The organism is Paenibacillus sp. V4I5 (assembly GCF_030817255.1).
GTDB lineage: Bacteria > Bacillota > Bacilli > Paenibacillales > NBRC-103111 > Paenibacillus_E.
In genome coordinates, this window is the sequence record NZ_JAUSZB010000002.1 from 1013355 (window position 1) to 1038012 (window position 24658).

General features: G+C 45.7%; 17 protein-coding genes and 2 pseudogenes. 2 read left to right on the top strand and 17 right to left on the bottom strand.

What is annotated here, in order from left to right; translation table 11 throughout:
* Window positions 1-329: 329 nt before the first annotated feature.
* From QFZ78_RS06700 to QFZ78_RS06750, 11 genes and pseudogenes are all read right to left on the bottom strand, one after another.
* Window positions 330-3329, bottom strand: coding sequence for a carbohydrate binding domain-containing protein (locus QFZ78_RS06700; protein ID WP_307546248.1), 3000 nt, complete (start codon window positions 3327-3329; stop codon window positions 330-332).
* Window positions 3330-3578: 249 nt separating this feature from the next.
* Window positions 3579-4309: pseudogene (locus QFZ78_RS06705) on the bottom strand (glycerate kinase).
* A gap of 120 nt (window positions 4310-4429) precedes the next feature.
* Window positions 4430-5173: a PIG-L deacetylase family protein gene (locus QFZ78_RS06710; RefSeq protein ID WP_307546249.1), complete on the bottom strand. Its 744-nt coding sequence runs from the start codon at window positions 5171-5173 to the stop codon at window positions 4430-4432.
* A 21-nt stretch (window positions 5174-5194) separates the two neighbouring features.
* On the bottom strand, window positions 5195-6181 hold the full coding sequence (locus tag QFZ78_RS06715; protein WP_307546250.1) for an N-acetylglucosamine kinase: 987 nt from the start codon (window positions 6179-6181) through the stop codon (window positions 5195-5197).
* On the bottom strand, window positions 6181-7689 hold the full coding sequence (gene argH, locus QFZ78_RS06720; RefSeq protein ID WP_307546251.1) for an argininosuccinate lyase: 1509 nt from the start codon (window positions 7687-7689) through the stop codon (window positions 6181-6183). Before argH ends, QFZ78_RS06715 begins: the two co-directional genes overlap by 1 nt.
* Window positions 7676-8455 (bottom strand): creatininase family protein, encoded by a 780-nt coding sequence (locus QFZ78_RS06725; RefSeq protein WP_307546252.1) that lies wholly within the window; start codon window positions 8453-8455, stop codon window positions 7676-7678. The genes argH and QFZ78_RS06725 overlap by 14 nt, the downstream gene beginning before the upstream one ends.
* A gap of 62 nt (window positions 8456-8517) precedes the next feature.
* Entirely contained in the window at window positions 8518-11043 is a 2526-nt protein-coding gene (locus QFZ78_RS06730) for an NEW3 domain-containing protein (protein WP_373461007.1), read from the bottom strand.
* A 77-nt stretch (window positions 11044-11120) separates the two neighbouring features.
* Window positions 11121-12852: pseudogene (locus QFZ78_RS06735) on the bottom strand (ABC transporter permease).
* A 15-nt stretch (window positions 12853-12867) separates the two neighbouring features.
* Entirely contained in the window at window positions 12868-13950 is a 1083-nt protein-coding gene (locus QFZ78_RS06740; RefSeq protein WP_307546253.1) for an ABC transporter ATP-binding protein, read from the bottom strand.
* A gap of 65 nt (window positions 13951-14015) precedes the next feature.
* The gene (locus QFZ78_RS06745) at window positions 14016-15146 is read right to left on the bottom strand and encodes an extracellular solute-binding protein (protein WP_307546254.1); all 1131 of its coding nucleotides are present in this window, start codon (window positions 15144-15146) and stop codon (window positions 14016-14018) included.
* Window positions 15133-16344 (bottom strand): ROK family transcriptional regulator, encoded by a 1212-nt coding sequence (locus QFZ78_RS06750; protein ID WP_307546255.1) that lies wholly within the window; start codon window positions 16342-16344, stop codon window positions 15133-15135. Before QFZ78_RS06750 ends, QFZ78_RS06745 begins: the two co-directional genes overlap by 14 nt.
* 251 nt (window positions 16345-16595) lie before the next feature.
* On the opposite strand from QFZ78_RS06750, the gene QFZ78_RS06755 reads away from it, so the two are divergent.
* Complete coding sequence (locus QFZ78_RS06755; RefSeq protein ID WP_307546256.1) at window positions 16596-17033, top strand: DUF6376 family protein; 438 nt, start codon at window positions 16596-16598, stop codon at window positions 17031-17033.
* Between the two features lie 78 nt (window positions 17034-17111).
* Here the strand turns inward: QFZ78_RS06755 and QFZ78_RS06760 are convergent, their stop codons facing one another.
* From QFZ78_RS06760 to QFZ78_RS06780, 5 genes are all read right to left on the bottom strand, one after another.
* Entirely contained in the window at window positions 17112-17990 is an 879-nt protein-coding gene (locus tag QFZ78_RS06760; protein WP_307546257.1) for a GNAT family N-acetyltransferase, read from the bottom strand.
* 22 nt (window positions 17991-18012) lie between these two features.
* Window positions 18013-18621, bottom strand: coding sequence for a TetR/AcrR family transcriptional regulator (locus QFZ78_RS06765; protein WP_307546258.1), 609 nt, complete (start codon window positions 18619-18621; stop codon window positions 18013-18015).
* Between the two features lie 28 nt (window positions 18622-18649).
* Window positions 18650-19882 carry an aminopeptidase gene (locus QFZ78_RS06770; protein ID WP_307546259.1) on the bottom strand — a complete coding sequence of 411 codons (1233 nt, stop codon included), beginning with the start codon at window positions 19880-19882 and terminating at the stop codon, window positions 18650-18652.
* A gap of 318 nt (window positions 19883-20200) precedes the next feature.
* Entirely contained in the window at window positions 20201-20998 is a 798-nt protein-coding gene (locus tag QFZ78_RS06775; RefSeq protein ID WP_307546260.1) for a sugar phosphate isomerase/epimerase family protein, read from the bottom strand.
* Complete coding sequence (locus QFZ78_RS06780) at window positions 20995-22101, bottom strand: Gfo/Idh/MocA family protein (RefSeq protein WP_307546261.1); 1107 nt, start codon at window positions 22099-22101, stop codon at window positions 20995-20997. Before QFZ78_RS06780 ends, QFZ78_RS06775 begins: the two co-directional genes overlap by 4 nt.
* Before the next feature lie 134 nt (window positions 22102-22235).
* On the opposite strand from QFZ78_RS06780, the gene QFZ78_RS06785 reads away from it, so the two are divergent.
* Entirely contained in the window at window positions 22236-23072 is an 837-nt protein-coding gene (locus tag QFZ78_RS06785; RefSeq protein WP_307546262.1) for an AraC family transcriptional regulator, read from the top strand.
* A gap of 56 nt (window positions 23073-23128) precedes the next feature.
* Here QFZ78_RS06785 and QFZ78_RS06790 read toward each other — a convergent pair whose 3' ends face one another.
* On the bottom strand, window positions 23129-24559 hold the full coding sequence (locus tag QFZ78_RS06790) for a serine hydrolase domain-containing protein (RefSeq protein ID WP_307546263.1): 1431 nt from the start codon (window positions 24557-24559) through the stop codon (window positions 23129-23131).
* Window positions 24560-24658: the final 99 nt, after the last annotated feature.

Genomic DNA, 24658 nt, shown 5'->3' on the forward strand with positions numbered 1-24658 from the left:
ATATAATAAACGGATTTGAGGGGTGAAAGGAACCTTCATGTCAATGTTTCAACAACGACTGGTTTATTTTTCCCACTATTTCATGGGATATAGTCGGGATGAAAAAAAGGGGCTGTCTCAAAAGTAGATAAATCTACTTGTGGACAGCCCCTGAGGTCCTACAGACCTTCTGGGACATTCGAATCGGTATTCAGAACGAAATTCATACTTCCATTGGATTTTTCCAATGGAATAGACTTTCAGGCTTCGAAATTCTTTCTTCTATTGGAATAAATCCAATGGAATTGACTTTTGGGACAGCCCCGAATGAACCCGAACTGAAGTGTCCTTTATTTATCGTATTTATAGAGATTAATTTCGTGCTTCACGTAATAAAGATCTCCGTACTTATCCGTTGTCAGCTGCGTCACACCTGCCCCGATTAAAGAAACTGCATCTTTGTTGGCAGAATTGGCGTCAACTCCGTACAATTTCGCACCGATGCTCACATAGACGTTACCGTCATTGCCGACAACCATCTTGCCACCTTGCCAAGACACGGGTATTGAGCTGAATTTGTCGGGATATACTGTCGTATGAGCAGCATCTGGATTATTCGGATCGATAATAAACAAATCTGCGGTCGTATCATGGGACGAATTGCCTGACGAGTTCCCTTCCGCAAGTCCCCATATTTTCCCATCCGGACCCACGATGAGATCAGAGATGACTTTTCTTCCCGGGGCTGGGACAAATTGAGGAACAGGTGTCGAGTTGGCGCCCGTTGTATTCCAAACGAACACTTTTCCTTCCGTCGCATCAACCGTGCTGCTGATTCCCCCGTAAACAGATGTGCCGCCAAAAACTTTATTGTTCTTGTATGCAAGTGAAATAACACTTTGATGGTAAACAATATCGTTAATGGTCGTGACTTGTTGGGAAGTAGACAAGTCATAGACGGTGAAGGAGCCTTTATTATTCCCTGAACTCGCTACTGAACCGACATAAAGCCGATTCATTGAGGGTTCTGCTAACATGCCAAACGGACGATCCTGTTTGTAAGGGGTGTCGTCAATATCCTGGAACAGGAGCGAAGGATTCGTAGTAACATTCCACGTCGACGTTGTATCGTATTTTTTGATCCACGCGCCAGGATATATGCCTAGATACAGATTGTTGCCCATTGTTGTCATGTTTTCCGCTTGGCCTGCGCCTTTATAGCGCTTTTCTTCGGATGTGTCCGGATTATAGATGCCCATCCCTCCAAGCAAATAGCCGCTTGTGTAAATATTGTCGGCTGGTCCCTTGACCAGTGATCGGATTTTGGTCACAGATTCTGGAATTACGAACGATGTCGTCGTATCAATTGTAGGCGTTGCTGCGAGCTTATATTTCAAAATTTTTCCTGATTTAAGCGCAGCATACAGATAAGTGTTGCCTGCATCGGTCAAAAAAGTATAACCAGCTGCGCTTCCTCCTACATCGCCCAGAGTTAATTCTGCTGCCGTTGAAATATCGTAGCTGTAAAGATTATTCCCTTTCGTGTAGAACACTTTGTCATCCGAAGGGTGTTTCATCGATACGCCACGTGAGTCGATATCGCTTAAGGAAGAGGCAATCGCACCCGTTGTGCTATCCAAAACCAGCGTTGGACCCGCCGATAGCTGGGCGAACACCCTCGACGCCGATCCGTTCGAAATATAATCGAGTCCAAGCACAAACTTGCTGCCATAATTTGCCGGGGAAATGGTGGTTTTAGTTCCATTCGTCGGATTAAAGCGTATGATTGTCGCATTCGAGGTCGGTCCCATACCCATATAAACCTCAGTATCGCTCGCATAAGCGATCGACCTCACGAAATCAAGGCCACTGACGATGGGTAGGCCACTATTTAAGACGACAGTCCCTCCGGCCGGATCGTACTGGTACGCTTTGCCGCCGGTGGAAGTTCCGCCGTAGACTTTTCCGTTGCTTCCCGCCGTTACATCCCAAATAACGTCCATTCCGGTTGGTAGGGTGATTGGCACTAACGAGCTGCCAGTAATTACTTTTTGCCCATTAACCGTGCTAACTGTGCCGGGGAGATACCGAAACATCGTTTTCTTGTTAGCCGTTCCCAAATAGACGGACTTATCAGTAGCCACCGTCATTCCCCAGACTGCTTCTATCTTAGTGTTATTCGGATCAACCATGAGATCTCGATCATCCAACAGCTCACCCGTTCGGGCATCGTAAACCACCAACTTGGACGGAAACCCGCTGGAACCAACATACATTAGATCCGTGTTACCGCTTGCATCTTTGCCGAATACAGCGACGTCGAGGGGATTGTTCATAATTTGAACACCGAGATTGTATTCAATCGGACGATCCAGCGTCACATCATCGACGTAAGCGACCATCGACGTTGTGATCCCCGTTGTTAGATATACGGAGACAGTTGTTGTGCCTGAAGGGGCGGTAGCGGATACAGAAACCGGGGTCCATTGTGAAGCAATGCCCGTGAAATCGTTTGCTGCATCTTTAAGGACAATTCCAGCGTCATTCTTGAAAAGAAGGTGGATGCTCAGCCCGGAGCCGCTGGACGCGTATATTTTGGCCGTAGCTCCGACTCTTGTGCCATTATAAACCGTTACCTTCGAGCTTTCCGCAGTGCTAACAGTGGTTGGGCTGGAATCGTCCAGTTTAAGACTGAAGGTTCCCCCCGCCTTCTGCACCGTCGAAACGGCTGCACCAGAGGACACTGTCCAAGTATTGCTTAACGAGTCTTCGAAGCCTGCATTTCTAACGGTTTGACCAATTGAAACATCGTCAACATAGGCTTTCGTAACAGCCGCTAATGAGCTGTAAACCATGACCGCTACTTGTGTCGTACCAGCTGGAGCTTTTGCTGTAATAGTTCTCTTCGTCCATTGATTGAGTGTTGGCGTAACGCCAGTGGGAGCAATAATCGTTTCCGTGGTGCCGTTATAGAAGATGAGCCAAACATCAATCGATCCTTGCTCAATATAAGCAAAAGTAGAAGCGGTATACTCTTCATTCTCTGTAATACTAACCTTTTCGCTAACCCGAGCTAGTGAAGCCGTAGAACTGGTATCCACCATTTTCATACTTTTCAAGCCAGTGTAGGCTCGCTCACTCGAGACGGTTGCTGTGTTTTGGCCGTACGTGGGGTGTGTGGTCCAATGCGGTATGCCGGTTCCGGCATCCTCGAAAGAAGAGTTGGGGAAAGCTATCGTGATGCCAGATGCGCGAGCATCGAGGTTCTGGAAACAGCTGATGATAAGCAAACAACTAAACACCATACAAACGAGGCGAATCCACATGGGGCGAAACGTAATTGCTTTCATAATTACCACTCCTCACACAAAGTTTGGCTGCGGTCAATCGTGAAGCTGTCGATACCGAATTGCGTTTACGAACTCCTTTCCTACCCAATGAGGCCTATTTTACATTTCTCGTCAAGTCCCCCCCCCCCTTCTACTCTCATTTTAAGCCCACACGTGCGTTTAAAATATGTCATCATTTCTAGAAAGTGTCGACAATTTCAAGATACAGTGTATAAAATTTCAAGATATACTTTACTGGCCGGTCAAGAATCATGCAAAAAAAATATTTTTTATTAGAAAGGTTCTCTTCGTCCTTAAGCCAACAGTCTCGACGGGAACTTTATATTCACGTGCAGCTTTGCAAACACCTGAGATTACTTTGCCAGAAAGAGTTTGCTGATCTAATCTTCCTTCACCCGTAATGATCAAATCAGCATTTTAACATCTCTAAGCTTTTGTTGATAGATGACCTCAGCATATTGCTTTAAAGCCTCATCTAATGTGAGTATCATCTGCGATGTTGCCCCTTTTTGGGGACCATACACGACAGATGCTCCATTTGGGCCGTATAAAGGATTGGTTTCGTCTGTCGCAGCTATGAAAGAAGAGGCAAGTAACCGATGATCCGCGTTGGTTTCATCGATCCGATGTAACTCCCTCAAAGCCGCTCCTCCCTCCGGCAGTTTGTGATTATGAACATCATAAAATTCATAACCAAGTGATCGCAATAGTCCCATTCAACCATCATTCGTTGCACTTCCACCAAGACCAATGATGAATTTACGATATCCGGCAGATAAAGCTGCAGCTATCAATTCCCCTGTGCCTCGGCTGGTTGCGTGTAAGGGATTTAAAGCTTCTTTTGGAAGCAAAGCTAACCCAGATGCAGCAACCGTTTCTATTATGACGGTTTCTCCATCTCCCAGTTCACCATAGCTTGCTTTAATTTTTTGCCCATGCGGATCCGTTACGATGACGGAATGAAGGGTTCCAACTATGATTTGTCACTTATACAGGTAACACAAAAAAACCGATATACAATCCATGTAGGATTATTCATCGGTTTAAGGTCTCCAACTGCCTTTTGTTAAACTTCACTTTTAGTATCATCTGCTCATTCGTTAACAAAGCTCTATCTCTGGAATTCCTTCCGAGGTTTCCTGAATGTCTTCAAACAGTCCGTCTGCCCGTACCTTCGTGTAGTACTCATATTGTCCGATAACCCCATAATCTCCTTGCATAACACCTGGATAGGCTCGGTTTACGGAATAGATTTGACTTCGATGAGCGTGAAGCGCACGCCCTTTTGTTTCACGCTGATTCACTATGTTCACTTTTCCAGTTATGGGGACTGCACCGGTTGGTGCTGAATCTGCGCAATAATCATAGTAGTGAGGAATCGATGCGAAAAACAAGGTAGAATAATGAGTGGGCATCAATTTCTGCTCGGATTGAAGAACCGCTTGTTCTGTAGCCCGGGATATGGCGATATGATCTCGATGTCCAGTAACACCGTTCGGAGGAAACGTAACGATGACGTGCGGCTGCAGCTGCATAATCGTAGATTCAATTTTTGCGGCCATTTCGTTGATATCCTGGTTAATTAAACTGCCATCCGCGTAATGAAGCAAATACAAGTTAGTTACGCCTATGACTTCGCAAGCCTTCGACAATTCCTGCTCTCTTAGCGTGGCAAGTTCCTGCTTGCAGGTTACTAAGTACTCGCCAGACTTTCCCCCGCAACCAGAGGTTGCGCAAATCAAATTGACGTCGTGACCGGCTTCCCTATATTTTGCCATGGTGCCGGCGCAAGCGAATGACTCATCATCAGGATGGGCAAAAACGAACAACAGCCTTTTTTTCATAGGATCCCTCCATTGGACTAATCATCCATCACGAAATTTCTGATAGTGATCTAGAGCCAGAGCCATCATTCCGTATATCGGCTCCTTATTCTTGTTTTCGATTTGTCCGGATGGCGCAAAGGTGTTGAATTGGTTCGTTACATAATCCCTCACAAACACATTATTTTGTAATACGCCGCCTTGCAAAATGATTTGAAAAGGTTGTCTATATAAATTTATTCGCTCAATGACAGCCTTAGCACAAGTAAATAATTGTTCGGCTGCCTGAATCATGATGGATTGAGCCACTTGATCGCCCTGCGTATGAGCTTGTGAAACGAGACTAGACAATTCAGCTACTTTCTCCACAGTATAGCTCGAATTGTATGTCCAATTAAATAAATCCTCCGGATCTTTCAGATCCAAATAAGGTAAAACATGCTCAGCCAGTTTGTTCGGGGCCACCCGTCCATCCATTGTTTTCAAAATGTGAATGATCGCTTGTTTACCGATCCAATACCCGCTTCCCTCATCCCCAACTCGGTGTCCCCACCCTCCTGCTCTGGCAACCACGCCTTGATCATTAACGCCATAAACGATGGATCCCGTTCCTGCAATCATAAGAATGCCTGGCTGACCATTGGTTGCCCCTAGTAATGCTGCGAAGCCGTCATTTTCAATAATTAAACGTTTGGCGCGTATACGTAAATGCTGCAGCGCCTCTTCGACCAACGCCAGGATGATCCTGCGGTCATATTCGGTATCTAAACCAGCGATCCCCAATGCGGCACAATCTGTTTCTAATTCTGTTTCGCCAACCTCCCCGTTTCCTACAAATTTACCGTCCTCCAAAGCATTTCGAATCGCCTGGATAAGCTCCCTCACGGCTGCTTCTTTACCGACCCCCTGATAATTACAAGATCCTGACCTACCCTGTCCTCGAATATGACCCTGCTCATCGAAGAAGTAGCACAGGCTTTTTGTTCCTCCTCCGTCCACAGCAAGAAATGGCAACTTTTTTGCTGACATTATGGGTTCCCCCACTCCCTCATGACTTCATCCAAAATCTGCAGCGCGGTTCGGCTTTTATGATCCGATTTTGTTAACCATTGATCCAGAGCTAGTTGTTCCTTACAACGTATCTGAATCATTCTAATCATCTCTTGGGGGCTTGGTCCTCCTGGCAAGGAGCGTATTTGAATAAAGTTCTCAGGGTCTAAGGCTTGAGCCAAGGTGTCTATATCCATCATCAAATTACGACCGATGATCTCGCGAGCTGCTTCATTGACGAACTCCCATGTTACTTCATTCGCAGCTACCCCTTCCGACATCGCTCTCTTTACGACTGAACTAACAATATGGTGGGAAGTTCGGAAGGAGAGTTTGTCCGTTCTTACCAACGTATCCGCCAGTTCGGTAACGGTAGCGAAGCTGCTTTCTGTCCGTTTACGAAGTATCTCTTTATTAACATCCATCGTTCCCACTACGACGGTTAGAAGTCGATAGATCTTGTCCATGAGTTCAAGAGATTTCCATGCGTAAGGCTGCATATCGTCTTCGGTATCAACAATATCGCCGAAAGGTGTATTATGCATCATCGCAAGCACGGAATCCGCGTTGCCTACGCAGCTAGAAAGAAGGGCGCGCATGTGTTCTAGAGAAACAGGGTTTCTCTTTTGCGGCATGATGGAACTGATCTGTACATAAGGACTGGCTACCTTGATAGCGGCGAACTCTTGTGTACACCAGAGCAATAAATCTTGAACGACTCGCCCTAGGTTGATGGCTGCAAGTTTAATGGAAGTAGCAACCTCTCCCAAATAATCCGCTCCACCAATCGCATCATAGGAATTCTCTACAAGCTCGTCGAAGGCTAGAAGCTCTTTCACTCGGTTCCGATTGATAGGAAAACCCGACGTTGTAAGCGCAGCAGCTCCCATACTACTGCGGTTACAATTATTGTAAGCGGCCGTCATCCGGCGGATGTCTCTTGTAAGCGAGTCAACAACAGCCATAATGTAGTGAGCCATGGTCGTTGGCTGCGCCTGCTGGGTATGTGTGTAGCCAATCATCAACGTATGAATATGCTCCTCTGCGAATTGCAGAAGCTGCTTACGTAACTGTAAACCGGATTGCATCGTGACCAGAAGCTTCTCCCTAAGTACCATACGATAAATAGTGACACCCATATCGTTACGGCTCTTCGCTAGATGCAAATTCCCCGCAACATCACCTGCATGCTGCTGCAGCTGGCTCTCCACCTGAAAGAATAAATCCTCAAACTCACCCGTATAGTTAGAGTGACGGAGAAGATCAAGGTTAAGATGTACAATGGCTTTCGCAATCTGGCTAGCCTCATCTTGTGAAATCAATTGCTGCTCCTTCAACATGATCAAATGTGCCTTATTGATGGCCATCATGGCATCCAATAAATGCTGTTTGGCTTCATTGTAAGCAGGTTCTAGAACAGCTTCTGTATATGTTTTACCAGGAAATGCTTTACCTTCAACTTCCATAATAGACTCACGATTTACCATCCAATTGGTCACCTCCGTTTTTCATTTCTGGTTTCTTTAACCAGTTTTCAAGTAATTGATGTAAGTTGGTGACTGCTTCCGCAATAATCCATTCTCCTGCTTCTAAAGACGTCTGTTGGACATGCCCCGTGTAGCCATTCCATCCTGCTGGACTGCCTTCCACCAATACATAAGGCAGATTCGAAAGTGAATGATTGGCTGATAGGTCTACATCACTGTCAATTACATGAACCAAATCTGGTCGAAATGCTTTGACCACCGACATTTCATAGGGGCCTCCATGGCCTCTGCCAGTTGTTCCTATAAAGATTCCTGCTTCTTCGGCACTTTGTGATGTTACCATTTGCCACCAGTTCACTAATAGAACACTAGCGTCCTTATAGGTTGCTGTAATGGCTTCAGCTACTGTTCTGGAAACACCCATATTCCCATCATGCGCGTTTAACAACAGCACATTTCGGATGCCCAACTGACAGATCCCGTTAACAATTTCATATAAATAATCGGTGATGACAGACGGACTTACGGAGATTGTTCCTGGATAATGACGGGTTTTTCCAGGACAAGCCGTATACGGGATGACGGGATAAATGAGCGGCTTCAATCCAGGATGGAGACGCTCAGCGAAACCATTCGCAAGAATGACATCCGTACCGAGTGGTGAATGCGGCCCGTGATACTCGATTGATCCTAGCGGCACCACTGCAAAACGGACTTCTTCTAATACAGTTTGTAGATCACGACCATGTACTTCCCTAATATCCATGGGCTTGATTCCCCCGTTTGGTAAATCGGGAGGCCCGTTCAGGCCTCCCAATGTAGTTATGACTATTGCTTTAAGCTGATCATGTTCACGAAGAGGCGAATAGAACCAGGGACTAGGCTAGGAATTTCACGGTACCAAACTAGCGAACTGTAGGTGTAGGTTCCCTTACCGTATTTTGCGCTTAAGAACGTTCCGGTAAATTCCTTTTCTCCTGCATCGCCGTTAGAGATAAGCTGCGTGTACTCTTTGCCCCATTCAGACGGGTTGTAAGCCGAGCGATCTTGAATCCAATCGTTCCAATCTGCTTCTGTGATCTGATTTGGTGTCGTAAAGATCGGATGATCAGGCGCCAGCATCGTTACTTTGGAATTCTCATCCGTGACACGCCATTGAATTAAAGGCGTACCAATTTTGATCGGATAAGGGGCAAGTTCAGGCTTCCATTTATCTTCTGGCTTATGATATTGAACGACCAGATTACCGCCGTTTTCTACATAGGAGAGAAGTCTCTGATTACTCGAAAGCAGTTCTGGACGGAAACCATATGCCCGAATGCCCAATACAATCGTGTCATACTGAGATAAGTCAGCTGATTGGATCGCTTTCTCGTCGAGTTTCGTTACGTTTACGCCAAATTGGGTTAAGTACTGGTCAATATTGTCGAATCCACTGGATACATATCCTACTTTCAAACCCGTAGGCACCTTCAAATCAAATGCCTGAATCTTTAATTCTGCTGGCTGAATCAAATAGGTTTTGCCGATATGTGGATAGTCGATAATTTGTACGTTTTCTTTACTGGTTACATCACCGCTTGTTGCTACCGCTGTTACCGTGTATTTGCCAACTGCTGTTCCAGCAGGAGCTTTTACCTGGAACGAAACTGGCTTCGTCTCACCCTTAGCTGCGAAACTTACTTCTTGAGATGCAGGTGTTACTTGCCAGTCTTTGGGCACATTTAAGGAAACAGAGGTTTTGGTTGCGCCTGGCAAATAGTTGCGAACTGTAACCTTGACTGGAAGAGGCTCTTCCGTCTTCAATGTATTAAGCACTGTTGCATCAGGACTTAACGACATCGCGAAGGCCGGGAGCACAGCCACTTGATTCGATGGGGTAACACGTATTTTTCCTGAAACATTATTTAACTGATACAAGACATCCGCACTTACTACAGATGGTTGATATACTTGGAACTCTGCTGCTTTCTTAGGGACTTGAACCTCGAAGGTGGCAGAAACTGTTTGATTGTAGCTTAGCTGGTCAAACTTGGTATTTCCGACTGCTTTCGCCGTCCAGCCTTCAGGCACATTCAGTTGTAGCCCAATGTTCTTGAGGTTGTTCTTGCCGCCACTGTACGCGGTGACTACCATCTTGACCGTTTGACCTGCAACGATTTCGCCGGTTTCCGGTTTCACCTTCACAACTAATGACGCAGCTTCCATTCCTGCTTTGTTCAATTGAGCTTCCTTCACTTGGAGGCGATACAGCAGATCGGACTTGATGCCTGCATCTAGTGTGGATGCCTTCACATCGCTCACAGCCGTTTCTACATCCGCCTTCATTTCTTGCACCTCTCGTGCCACTTCAGAGAACACAGGGTATGCGTTAACGACTTCTTCCGCATCTTTATGGAGGGCTCGCAAATCTTTGATCACTTTGTTATCTTTGCCCTTCGCTTCTATCTCTTTCGCCAAATCGTCGAAGGAGAAAGCGATGCCGTCAAAGAAATCGTTCTCCTTTTCGGATTTAACGGATGAATTTAATTTGTAGTAGTTGAAGCTCGACCCTTCATCAACATGCCTTCCCATCCCTTGACTCTTATGCATAAAACGGGATTCTTCTCCCAATTGAACATAAGAAGCGCCGTAAATTTCGTCGTAATCTCCTACAGGTACAGCCACGTTATAATCCTTATCATTCGCAGGAAGATACAGCTTCTTTATTTGCCAAGGCTGCAGGCCGTTTTTCAAATGTTCTGGAAACACCTCAGGGTTAGCTGCATCCTTGAACGCACGAACGGTGATAACGTTAATGGCACGATGATGACCATGTGTCGATTCTTCGTTGAGGAAAGAAGGAATGACTACGTCAGGCCGCAACTCTCGGATTTTCCGAATAAGTCTTTCATAAACCACCGAATCTCCCCACTTTTGCAGTGTTTCATCAGGACTTTTTGAAAAACCGAAGTCAAATATCGGATCATTAATTTGCTCGCTTAACATACCCAACGTGACATTCGTAATTTTGGAAGCTTCCTGCAGTTCGCGTGAACGAATAATGCCTAAAGCATTACCTAGTTCACTGCCGATCTCATTCTGGCCCCCTTCCCCACGGTTTGCAATGATACTTAACGTATTGACCCCTCTTCCTAATGAAAGATAAGCAAGCATAGCACTATGTTCATCATCAGGGTGAGCTCCTGTGTTCATAGCACTCGCGATGGTCGTGAGTGGTTTAATCGATTTCCAGAGATCAATAACGCCTCTGTCGGCGCTAACCGGCTGCGCCATGCTAGGAAGCAGCAAGGTACCTAATACGGCAACGCTAGTGACACTAGTAAAAACTTTCATCCATGTACCTTTCTTCACTTTAACTCCTCCTTATTCACCTTTTATCATCAAGCAGCGGTCATGAACCCTAGGAGTTCCCGCGGAATGATCAACCTTTACACAGCTGTACCCGCTTTGTCACCGGTCAATTTTTTAGAGATAAAGAGAACAATGATAATGAGGATGATCTGAAGAACGCCATAGGCGCAAGCGGTTCCGAATTCAAACGCATACATTCTTTGAAAAATTTCCACCGAAATCGGAGCTGTTCTAGATGTAAACAACAGAATTGACGATACGAATTCACCGATGCCTGTTACGAAGGCTAATAAAGTTCCCGCTAAGATTCCGCTAAGCGACAAGGGGAATACGATTCGACGAAAGCTATACCACCAGGAAGCTCCCAGATTACGGGCTGCCTCTTCGATCGAAGGATCCATCTGCATAAGCGTAGCCGACGTTGAGCGGAACACAAGCGGTAAATGACGCACAAAGTAGGCTAGTGGCAAAATCCAGAACGTCCCTACAAGAACTTGCCCAAAACTGTAGGCAGAGGGTGTACTGAAAGCAGTAATTAAATTAATCCCTACAACCGTTCCTGGTAATGCCCAAGGGAGCATAATAAACACATCAAGCAATGTCTTCCCCTTTAAATTTGAGGCGAACGATCGCATAGGCAGCAGCAACACCGAATATCACATTGCCAACCGTTGCAACAAAGCTCATTTTGAAGCTATTCGCAATAGGTCGCCACGTTTTGCTGTCCGTGAACAATTCCACATAATGACTAAACGTATATTCTGGCGGTAGTATTTGTGTCGTCCATGTACCATCAGTGGAAAAGGATATGAGAATCAATACCAGAATAGGCAGGAGCAGAATGACGACGCCTAGCGTAGAGAGGAACATAGCCGTATATTTCCCCCATGCACTCTTAACCTCGGTCCGATGTACACTAACTCCTTTGCTCAAGTTCTGGTAATTTCGCAAGCCTTGATACCAGCGCATAATAATGAGAAACAGGATGGAAACAATGGATAATAAGGTAGATTGCGTGGCCGCCATATCCAAATTTCCATTTGTTCGGGACAAATAGATTTGCATCGTCATCGTTCTGTCGATTCCGAAGATAAGAGGAGCCGTATAAGAAGCCATGGCAATCATGAAGACAAGCAAGGACGAAGCCACGATAGCTGGAGTGAGCATGGGTAATATGATTCTCCGCCAGATATAAAGACGTCCGGCTCCAAGACTTGCTGCTGCTTCCTCCAGTGAAGGGTCGAGCCCCTTGATCGCAGCGGAAGCGGTCATATAGAAATAGGTGTACATCGTAAAGGTGTGAACCATAAGAACGCCCCATACACCTTTTAGCGAGAACGGTACGTGGTCCATCTCCAACCAAAGCTTGAGCGTCCGCGGAATAATACCGCTTTCTCCATATAGAAAAGTGAATGAAAGTACGCCTACCAGCGGTGGCAGCGCCATAGGCACCATGGCAAGCACGGTCAGAGCCTTGCGGCCTGGAAACTCATAGCGTTCCAATAGAAAAGCCATGGTAACTCCGACTATCGCGCATGTCACTACACTAAGAACGGATATATATACACTGGTCCAGAGGGCTTCCAAATTGGCGGTATGCTCCAAGCTAAAAAACCGTGCATAGTTTTTAAAAGTAAACTTACCTTCCATTTGAATGCTCTGAATAAAGGTCTGATACAGCGGAAATAGTACATAGGCCAGCAGTACCAGAAACAAGGGAGCAATTAATACATATACGAAATGAGGCGAAGATGTGATGGATGGCCGTTTGATCACAGGTTGAGGAGATTCTGGTTTCTTAAAGGTCATGTTCTCATCCTCCGCCTATTCTAAAAAGTAAATGCTTTCCTTTGGTATATGCATCGCAAGTGTATCGTCTCGCTGACGTACTTGATGTCCCTGATTGACGAACATCGCTTTCAAGGGCCTACTGGATACGTCCGTCAAATAATTAACATTCACCCCAGTGAATTCTGCGATGACAACTTTAGCTAAGAACGTATTCTCCGATGGTGAAGATTCGGATGGTGCCTCGCGTACCGCCTCAGGACGAATAGACAGAGTGGTTTGTGCGCCCTCTAACAGGTGACAATTAGGTGCCGTATGATTCACCAACCCGCATAGAACTAGATCAGGTGAAACTCTAACATAGACCTGATCTCCTTCTATACGCTCCACGGTTCCACTCCACAAATTAGACTCGCCTATAAAGGAAGCGACAAAACGATTAATAGGTCGGTTGTAGATTTCTTCCGGTCTTCCAACCTGCTGTACGATACCGCCTTGCATGACCATGATCCGATCCGACATCGCCATCGCCTCGGCTTGATCATGCGTCACGTAAATCGTTGTAATGCCAGATTCAAGCTGCAGCCTTTTAATCTCCAAGCGTGTTTCTTCTCTCAGTTTGGCATCTAAGTTGGATAATGGCTCATCTAGCAGTAAAATATTCGGCTCAATAACGAGTGCTCTGGCAAGCGCAACACGCTGCTGCTGACCGCCTGATAATTGGTCAATACGCCGATTTCCGTAACCCTGTAAGTGTACTTGCTGTAAGGCGCGTTCTACCCTTTGAAGCCGTTCTTCTTTCGGCCGTTTTCTAACTTGGAGACCAAAGGCCACATTCTCAAATACCGTCAGATGAGGAAATAAGGCATAGTTCTGAAACACCATTCCCGTATTGCGCTTATGGGGCGGCACTGTCGTTACGTCTTGATTGCCAAATACGATACGTCCAGAGGTTGGATAGTAAAAGCCGGCAATCATTCTCAAAGTTGTTGTTTTTCCACATCCGCTGGGACCAAGGAAAGTAAAGAATTCACCGGGCTTAATCCGGATATGCACATCCTGAACGCCCGATACTTTCCCAAATTGCTTGGTTACATGTTCTAGAGCGACTTCGATCACGTACAGTACCTCCCTTACTTTAAGCTCGGGTAGAGGAGCTATCTCTACCCGAACGGATGTTACGCTTATTTCGCGCCCTTACCTTTAATGCTCTCATCCCAATACTGCATCCAATCCTTCTCTTTTTCAGCCATAACCGTCCAATCGATATTCATCGGCTTGAGTTCAATGCCTTTCAACCAAGCTGGAAGTGAGTCTTTACTAATATCCGAACGCGTAGGGATCTGAAATAATTTCTCTGCCAGCTCTACACGAAGCTTCGAGTCGAAAAGAAATTCATAAAATTTCTTCGCCGCTTCTTTGTTCTTGGCATTTTTTACCATACCTACACCGTCCACCAGGATAGGAGCCCCGCTTGTTGGATAAATAAAATCAAACGGCTGATTTTTCAAATGCTTCTGAATCATAATGTCCTGCAAATTCCAGAGCGAAAGTGTTCCTTCTTCACGAGCTAATTTTAAGTATAAGTTGGTAGGATCTTGTGCATATTCCTTCGTATTTGCATCCAACTTCTTTAGCCAGTCATACCCTTTTGTAGGATCGGCGGCACCTTCCTTGAAAATCATAGCGGAATAAATCGTTCTCATCGTTCCTGATGCAAGCACGCCCCGAATGATGATTTTCCCTTTGTATTTCGGATCAAGAAGTGCGTCCCAATCTTTAGGAGCGTCCTCCTGCTTAAGTGCTTTGGAGTTGTACATGATCACTTCGGGCAGCAGCATTTCACCATACCAACGATCCTTAGCATCTTTGTACAAAGCGGGTATGCTGTCTGCGAAACTTGGCTTGAAGCTTTCCAAGAGATCTTCATTCGCCGCAGTCATCAGACCGGATTGGGTACCACCCCACCAGAAATCTGCTTGAGGGTTAGCCTTTTCACCCCGTACACGCTCCAGAATCTGCTGCGCTCCCATCGTTAATACCTCGACCTCAACTTCCGGATGCTTCGCATTGAATTTTGGTATAATTTCATCGACAACACTTTTATCTCTAGCTGTATAAATAACAAGCTTTTGCTTCTCTGCAGGTTTTGTCGCCTCCGTAGCTGCCGTTTTGTCCGAAGGCTTCTCCGTAGGTGCTGGACTAGCATTTCCTGAGCTCGGCGTGGAGCCTCCGCAAGCTGTAATCACAACCATCAAGATGCTGACTAGAATGCCTACGAGCATTCTGGACACATTCCCCTTACTTGCTTTCATTCACATAACCTCCCGAAAGGTATATTTTGTTGGAATTTACTACGGGGAAAGCTTCTAGGACACTGTGAATCGCCCCGATGATGCCCGCTTTGTAGCCTAGTGCCGCCAGCTTGATTTGGGGTACGTACGGAACCCATTCCGTCAACATACCTTGGATCTTCTCAACACCGCTTTCTTCGATGTCAATCATCTCACCGCTTAAAATCAACAAATCTGGATCGAGTATACTGACCATATTCGCGATTCCGTAGGCCCAATGTCTATAGATGTCATTCAATAATCGCCCTGCCTCTACGTGGCCATCCTCCGTATGGCGGATTAGTTGTTTAATCACACCCGGCTCTTCCACCAAGGAAGGCAGCACTTTCCTGGCTTTTTCTTGGATGACTGGAACGGAATAATTCCTTTCAAAGACGCCATATTCACCCCGGTTAAGCTTCTTTGCCTGACCCACCATCATATATCCGATCTCCCCAGATGCTTCACGCGAACCTCTATAAAATTGGCCATCTAGAATAATTCCCGCACCAATTCCCGTTCCTACATACATATAAACCTGATTCTTAACACCGTTGCCGACACCCTTATGAAACTCCCCTAATGTCATCAAATTAACATCATTATCAATTACAACAGGTAGACCTAATCGCGCTTCAATCTCCTGTTTCACCGGTAACCCCATCCAACCTGTGCTTGGCGCATAACTTACGGTTCCATCACGACGCTGTGTAATGCCGGGTAAGCCTAAGCCAACACCGAGCAATCGAGATTTCTCGAACCCACTCTTGCTAAGCAAAGTCTGTAGACCCAATTCCAGACAACGAATGGCCATATCTCCATTAGTTGGTTGTTGCAGGCGAAAGTTGTAATCAACTAACAAATCTCCACTTAGATCCGCGATAGACATATACAGCGTACTACCCTCAAAAATCGCCCCAACGACTCCATAAGCTTGAAAATTATATTCAAGCAGGATCGGCTTCCTTCCGCCTTTGGACTCACCTACACCAACTTCATGGATTAGCCCTTCCTTCATCATTTCATCGACCAGCGCAGATACACATGGACGGCTTAGCTCCGTTAGCTTCGCCAAATCTGCTCTCGAAATCCGCTTATTTTCCCGCAGCTTACGCAGAATCTCCTGTCTGTTCAATTGCTTTACGAGCCTGCTATTTCCAGTTTGGTTGCGACCAAGCACCTTGTTCACCCCCTTTGATAGTTAGAATGACTAACAAAGTTTTCTAATACGATTCTTATTATTGATTTACCGATTTAAGTACAACTTCAATAAAAAAGTGAGCTCGTATTCATCCATCCGGGCATGAATAAAAAAAGACTGCCAAATGGCAGCCCTTGTGAATTTGAAACCCTATGACGAGATAAACGTAATAAAACAATATCAAAATTATTTTCTGCCAGCAAAATAACAGTTAAAGGAGAGATAATAACATGAAAAAATGGATGTTCCTATTATTAATTCTTTCAACCATGATGTTGAGCGCGTGTTCACTATTAGAAGGAGCAAATAACTCGATAGACTATGTAAATCAAGCTACGCAACACATCAACAAATTAAGTAATTTTGCCGAACAAGCTCCACAAATGATGAAAGATGCCGCTTTGAATCCCGAAACAAAACAGGAACTTGAAAATCAGTTAAACGGATTAAAAAAGGAAATAGAACAATTTAATCTGAAAAGTGTTCCTTCATTTGCTAAGGATATTCATCAACAATTGGTAGAAAAAAATGAAGTATTGTTAAAAGAGATAAATAATGTGGTAGAGAATGGTCATTTGGCACTTGATAAACTTCAAAACTCACAAATCTTAACTACAATCAATGATATAACAGGTTTAATCAATCGAATTACAAATTTAGGCTCGTAAGAACTTCACCGATAGGTGAAGTTCTTTTTTTGTTTGGCTTTCGAAGAAAATGTTGCATCATCGAGCTTTTAAAATATCTTATAATTGACGCATCATGTGTACTTGTTCCACAAATGTAGTAAATCCTAAACGCTCTAATAGCCCAATAAGCTCTTTGTTGGAATCTCTTATGTTCATGGTTATACGCTTACAAGAGGAAGAAACAGGTGCGTATACTTCACTTACTACTGCTTTGAGGATATCTTCGGTGTCTTCTCGACCCGGAATTGATTCACATTGGTAAAGAGCGATGGTAGCCAGGTTACCGTCTTCTCTGAAAACACGCTTAAAAAGTGCGTAGCCAATCACCTTATCTCCTTCATCGGAGATGATGATAGATTCCCCATCTTTCAAACTGGCCCATTGTGTTTGCCACGCTGACAAATGTCTGTAGAAAGACATTCCTTTGACTTCCACAGGCAGTCCTCGTTTCGTAACATACCGGCTATTAGCGTTTGGCTGAAGAAGACTTGCGTCCAAAGCCTCTGTATGTTGTAAACTGATTAGCTGCTCGGTAATACCATAGCCGACACTTTGATAGAGCTTTATCGCAGCTTTGTTTTGAATGAGTGCCTCCAGTAAGGCAATATCCGCACCTTGTTCACGATACAACTGGAGGTTTCTTTCCATAAGTATTTTTCCGATCCCTTTCCCCCGATGTTCCTCCGCAATGCCAGTACCCCCGTTCCATGCCACTCTCTTTCCTTCTATGACACGGAACCCATTCATCACGAAGCCAATTGGGTCACTATTTTCATACACGACTAAGGAATGCTCTAGTGAGAGCCCTTCGTTGACAGTTCTTGAAAGAAATTTGTCCAAATTCATTGTACTATTTAAGAAATATCCTTCGAACCCCTTATTCCATAACGACACCATGTCTTCAGCCGACAATTCGCTCATTCTTTTGAAAATCATATGCCTCTACCTCCATAGTGAATTATCCTATGATATAGCGAAATACCTTCTTTTCCATCTCATTAATCATGGATTTATAGTCGGTTTCCTCACCGCTAAGCATAAATTGTAGAGCAAGACCATCTCTAACTGACCAGAATAAACGGGAAGCTGCCGCAATATCAAGATCAGAACGGAACTCGCCAGTCTTTATGCCGCCTTCCATAATTTCCTGCATGAACAATAAAGCTTTACTCGCATACTGGTTCCATCGTTCCGTTAATTCCGGTTGGCGTGCTGCATACAGCATAAACTCCAAATGAAAAGCTAACCATTTACGCAGTTCGTCAAGCGATTGTCGACGGAATCGGTCAAACATATAGCGGATTTGATCCGCCGCGCTTGGCATATTTTTGAAATGTTCACTGGAGTTCTCCACCATCGCATTCATTTTATCGTCAGCCATTTGGATATACATCTCTTCTTTGCTTGAAAAGTAACTGTATATAGCGCCTTTGCTCATCCCCAAATGACGTACGATATCATCAATAGTCGTAGCTTGAAATCCTTTTTCTATAAAGCAATGGAGCGCACCCTCAAGAATAACCGCCCTTTTTTCTTCTTTATAAGCTTGCGTAACTTTAGGTGACATTCAGCACCTCCTTTTTTCAATTTTTACGTCAAAACGCCCAATCACCGTTCCGGAACAACGGCTCTTTCTCGCCATTCCCCAAGATCCCATCAATATTCATGTCTGCTGAGCCCATCATAAAATCAACATGCGTCAAGCTTTCGTTTAGCCCATGATTCAGAAGATCTTGTTGGCTCATCTCTTTTCCGCCATTCAGGCAGAACGGAAAAGCTCTGCCGATGGCAAAATGGCATGAAGCATTCTCGTCGTAAAGCGTGTTGTAGAAAATAAGATTTGTGTTAGAAATAGGCGAGCGATGCGGAACCAAAGCAACTTCTCCTAAATAATGAGAACCCTCATCAATCTCAATGAGACTTCTCAAATTTTCTTCCCCCTTCTCCGCTTTAAAATCAATTATTTCCCCTTGTTTGAATGTTAATGAAAAGTTTTCAATGAGATTGCCGTTGTAACTAAGAGGCTTCGTACTTTTCACCGTTCCGTTTACGCCATTTTTTAAAGGAGATGTAAATACTTCTTCAGTAGGCAGGTTTGCTATAAAAGAGATGCCATTGCTGTTTGTATTACCGGCCGAAACCCAAATATGCTCAGGCGGCAGACTTACTGTAATATCTGTACCGTCGGCGCGGTAATGAAGTGCCTTATACTGGCGTTCATTAAGCCATTTTGCTTTAGTGTCTAAAGCGCTTGAATGTTCTTTCCAATCCTCCACCGGATCATCCCGGTCTACTCTTGTTGCTTTGAAGATGGCACTCCATAGGGCGTCAACCCGTTCTTCTTCGGGTAGTGATGGGAACACCTTATCCGCCCATGAAGGTGAAGGAACGGCGATAATCGACCAACTGACTTTATTGGTTAACCTAGCCGCAGATAGTTCCCGCAAAGCTGTGTTGGATGTTTTACTCGCTGTTTGAATACGTTTAGGATCGATACCATTCATAAGATCGGGGTTATTGGCCACAACATATAGAAATGCAGCATCATTTTCTGCTAATTCCTCATACCCTTTTGCCCGCCACATCGGGTACTCAAGCAATGCTTCATGGGGCGCTAGTTCATACTTTAACCGAGTAATTTCATCGTCGAACCACTCGACATGAACGTGCTTTGCGCCGATCGCATAGGATTGTTTTACCAATCTTCGTACGAAATCCACCGATATTAAAGGAGCGAAGATGACCAATGTTTGTCCCGGTTGAACATTGACCCCTAATTGTATGGCTAGAGATGCATATTTATCTAAATTGCTTTGGATTGAATTCATTGAAATCCTCCTTCTTGGTAAAATACGAAATAATAAAGACTGACCAGTCGTTTTATTAAATTTATTATTATTCCATATCGTGCCAACTGTCAAGAAATAAAAAAGGAGCCTTGCGGCTCCGATAGGTTTACATTTGTTTAGTACGTATTATAAATATTTTCACACTCTTTTGCTGATGGTAATATCTCAATCTTATGAATAAGAAGAAAATCTTAGGGTGTTTCCCTTGGAAAATTAGACGACAAAAAACCTTATGTCTTTGTAAAAAGAACATAAGGCTCCTTTTTCCTTCCCGGATCTCTTTATTGACAAAGCCCTCTACAATTTCCCTACGATCTCGCGTAAAAAAGCGATCGACCGCTGCACGTCCTCGGTCATCGTGCGCACAGGGTTCGTTTCCGGCGGATGCCATAGCTCGAGCGCTATCCAACCGCCATAATTGACATGGGCTGCCGCTTCCATTAAGGCACGCATGTTAATTTCCCCTTCGGTCACGTCCTCGACCGGAACGCGACCACGTTGGTTGCGCAGGTGAAATGCTTTGATGCGTTCAGGATATGAGCGCACCCAAGCAACCGGATCACAGCCTGCAACATGCGCCCAGCCCGTATCAACGCAAAGGCCAACAGCTTTGTCAGCGAACTGCACGACTGAGCGCAAATCAGCCTCGGCATTATGCCGATCCGCCGCATGATTGTGCAGTGAGAGCTGCAGTAGAAATGGGCTTAGTTTGTCGGCAAGACGAGACAAGTTGTCTCCTTGCCGCTGGACAAGTTCCTCCGGCTTTGGCAGCGGATTCTTCCAGCCGCCGTAAGGGTCAGCGTTGACGAGCAGATCGGTACCGCCTGCAGCCGCGAGCCGTTCCGCGTATGGAAGAACTTCCGCTTCAAGCTCTGCATACTCACCATGTAGCGGAAGACCGATATAAGAAGCGGATACAGTTAGTCCGTAGGCACGGACAAGCGCCAGCTTCTCAGGCGTTGCGTCCGTCTCAACAGCGTCAAGACCCGACTCAGCGCAGGCACGGTATATATCGTCCCATACTGGCTCCTTACCATCTGACTTCCATCGTTCAAACCAACCATACATGTTACTCGAAAAGCCTCGAATATTCATTCAGAAGCCTCCCTTGAATCTGTTGCCGGCGCTACAGTAACAAACTGCTTTTCTCCGGAATCAGCACATTTATATAAGGCGCCAATACATAGGAAATGATCGACGGCTCTCCGACCTACGTTCGCATATGACGGCAAGGCGTTCATTTGGTTATAGAAATGTACAAGCGGGTGATCCATGACGGTGTAAGGTCCGCGAGGTCCCGGATCTACAATCTCTTCCACAACAACCCCATCACGGTCTTTCCTTAAAAAAACCGATTGACGCGAATCGAATGGTGTCCAGCGCAAGGCACCGAGTGTGCCCTCGATTTCGCCAATAAACTGCTCGTTTCCGTGCGTACACGTGCCTCTTTCGTAATTAACGGCGATTGGAAGGGCATTCGAACGAGAGCGAAACGTCAACTGCGCGCCCACGTGGTGCTCAACATCGTACACGACATCTTGAGGATCCGCGGCTGTTTGAGGCTTCGCCGTCCAAGCGCTGCTGACCTCAATTTCTGCAGGATCCAGCACATCGATTAGGGTGGTGAAATCATAGGGTCCCCAGTCCATGAGAATGCCGCCGCCACTCTTGCTTTTGTCTAGAAACCACCGACTTGCTGGTTGGTACTCGATTCCTGCACGACTGCGCGTCCATTTGTTAACGAATGTTACGTGATAGATATCGCCAAGCGCGCCAGATCGTATGACATTCTTGACCGCTTCGTTATGCAGCATCCCTTTATAACGTACGCTGCAGCAGCCAAGCAGCTTTCCTTCTGCTTCTGCCAGATGAAGCATCTCTTCCGCCTCTTCATCGTTCATGGCGAACGGCTTTTCGCATAGCGTATGCCGACCTGATTTCAATGCTAGACGCGTCCCTTCTAAATGGGCAAATGGAGGCGTAGCCACGATCACGATATCATCATCAAGCGGCGGTTCGGAGGATAGCATTTGCTTGGCATCCGCAAACGTAATGCTTTCTGGAAAGCTACTGAGAAATGACTTCAACGCTTCCGCATTCGGGTCGGCTACTCGAAGCTGGACAGCTTGTGGAAGCTTGGCTGCTGCCTCCGCATGCGTACGTGCTATGACACCGGCTCCAATTAAGTACAATCGCATAAAGGTTACCTCCAATTTCGAATATGACCCTAATGTATCACATCACGAAATCGCGATTCTCTTCAAAATGCGTAACAAACTTGTCATTTTGTCCACGAACAGAAAAAGGTATAATGACTTGGGGGGGGATTAGGATGTATGTAGAACAGCTGCGGCTTTCACGCTCTTTTGCTTTTAGCCGCGTCTGGGGATCAGATGAGGAACACGATCTGCATGTCCATGATTGCTTGGAAATTGGCGTGCTGCTCGATCATGAGTTGGAGTACCGATTCGGCGATCGCATCTATCACGGTCGACCTGGTGACGTATTTCTGTGCCGACCTTTCGAGCCGCACTGGAGCTATGCGCATCCAGATAAACCTTTTGAAGCAATCCTTGTGCTTTTTACACCGTCACCGGTTTTGAAGCTTCCCGATGGCAGTCGGCTGCTGATGCCGTTTTATGCCGGGCGAGGCATGTCCCCGCTCATTCCGGGGGATACGACATACGCCAAGGCCATTGCAAAAGCTGCGCGTTCCGCAGCGGAAGCACAGGAACAAGGGCAAACGGCATGGGTGACGCGTCAGTACATGCACTTGATAGATATTTTGTTACAAGTGGACGGGTTCTTTAGCGATCAAATGGAGCAAGCGGCTCCGAGAAGAACGAACACGATAGCGGAATCTGTCGGATATATTGTAAGCCATTACTTGGAGGCAATTGACGGCGATGAGCTTGCGCGTCGTACCGGTGTCGGGCGCTCGTTCTATTATCGCGAGTTTCGTGCACTAACGGGCTTGTCACCGCATGATTTTGTGAATCAGCTGCGCGTTCAGTCGGCCATGGATTTACTACGTATCTCAGAGTATTCGATCATCGAGATCGCTGAAAGAAGCGGTTTTCAGTCGTTGAGCTCTTTCAATAAGCAATTCAGAGCCCACACCGGCTGCTCTCCCCGAGACTACCGAAATCGGTATCATCTGGTGCCTTAAGGATATAGAAAAAGGTCGATCTGCTGTGGCAGACCGACCTTTTATTATTTCAACGTTCATCTAACTTTTCCTAAAATCCACTTAGGATCCTCATTGCCGAACGAAACGTTCTGCCGGAATTGCAGTTGTATGCTTCCATCATAGAACTTACATATTAAAGTCACGCAAAATGGCGCTTCCACGTATCTTAACGTTAACAAGAGTGTATTCGAATCCTGCCATGTGGCTGAGCCGACCGCCACATTTTTCTGTCTCATATGCAGCATATATGTTCCTTCACACCACTCGTTTCTACCAAAGTAAACTGTATGTTTTCCGTTGTTATTTTGAATCGTAACGTTGGCGGATTCCTCTGTAAAATCAATAGAAAATGTATGAATTTGTTCCTCATTTTCTTCTAACTCGAACTCGATTCCCGATAGGCCGGTCTCCAGCGTCGAGCTTGAATGAACTCGTGGCGGTTCCAAGCTCAGTCCATGCAGCACTTGGGTTAGCGACTCAGAGGCTTCCTTATCCATAGGCAGCTCTTCAGATTGCATGGCAGGCAGCAGATGCTCCCAAATCACATCAAGTACGACTTGCATGTCATTCACTCCGGAGGTTATTGCGATGACAGCATCCTGCTCCGGGAGAACAAGGCAGAATTGCCCGAAAGCTCCGTCGCCTCGATAAGCGCCGTGACGGCATCTCCAGAATTGATACCCATACCCTTGAGCCCAGTCATTCTTGGTGCTGGAGCCATTGGAAATTTGCTTCGTTGTCGCTTCTTCCACCCAAATCTCAGGAATGAGCTGGTTCCCCTCCCATTGACCTTTTTGTAGATATAGCTGTCCAAACTTGGCAATATCTTCGGTTTTGATCTTCATTCCCCAGCCACCAATGTCGATGCCGCGGGGGCAGCTTTCCGAAATAGCACCTTGGATGTCCAGCGGTTCCAACAGTCGCGGCTGCAAATATTCCAGTAACGTTTGATCGGTTACCTTCTGCAAGATGGCCGAAAGCATATAGGTCGCCCCGTTGTTATACACGAAATGCGTACCTGGCTCATGTTCCACGGGAAGCTTCAAGAAATTGTTGACCCAGTTATCGGTTGACTGCATCTTTCCGGTTGTATCTTCCGCATGACCTGTACCCATCATGAGTAAGTGTCGGATGGTCATCGCAGCTAGATTCGGTGTAACTTCTGGCGGTATATCCTCAGGGAAAAAGGAGACAACCCGGTCATCGAGCGAGATTCGCCCTTCACCCACTAACAATCCGATGGCTGTCGAAGTAAAGCTTTTAGTTAAAGAAAACAGCATATGCGGACGTTCAGGCAGATAAGGTGTCCACCATCCTTCCGAAACAACGTGCCCGTGTCGGACGAGCATGAAGCTGTGAAGCTCTAGACTGCGGTCTTGAACCTCTTGTACAAATCTCTTGATCGAGGAAGACGCGATACCTTGACGCTCAGGCTGACTTCTTGGTAGGGATCGAATAATACTCATTCTTGTCTCTCCTTCTACACACCAGAATATGTAAATCAACAAGACTATTATATCACTTGCATCGCCTACTTTTACAAATAATAGATTACAAAACTACTA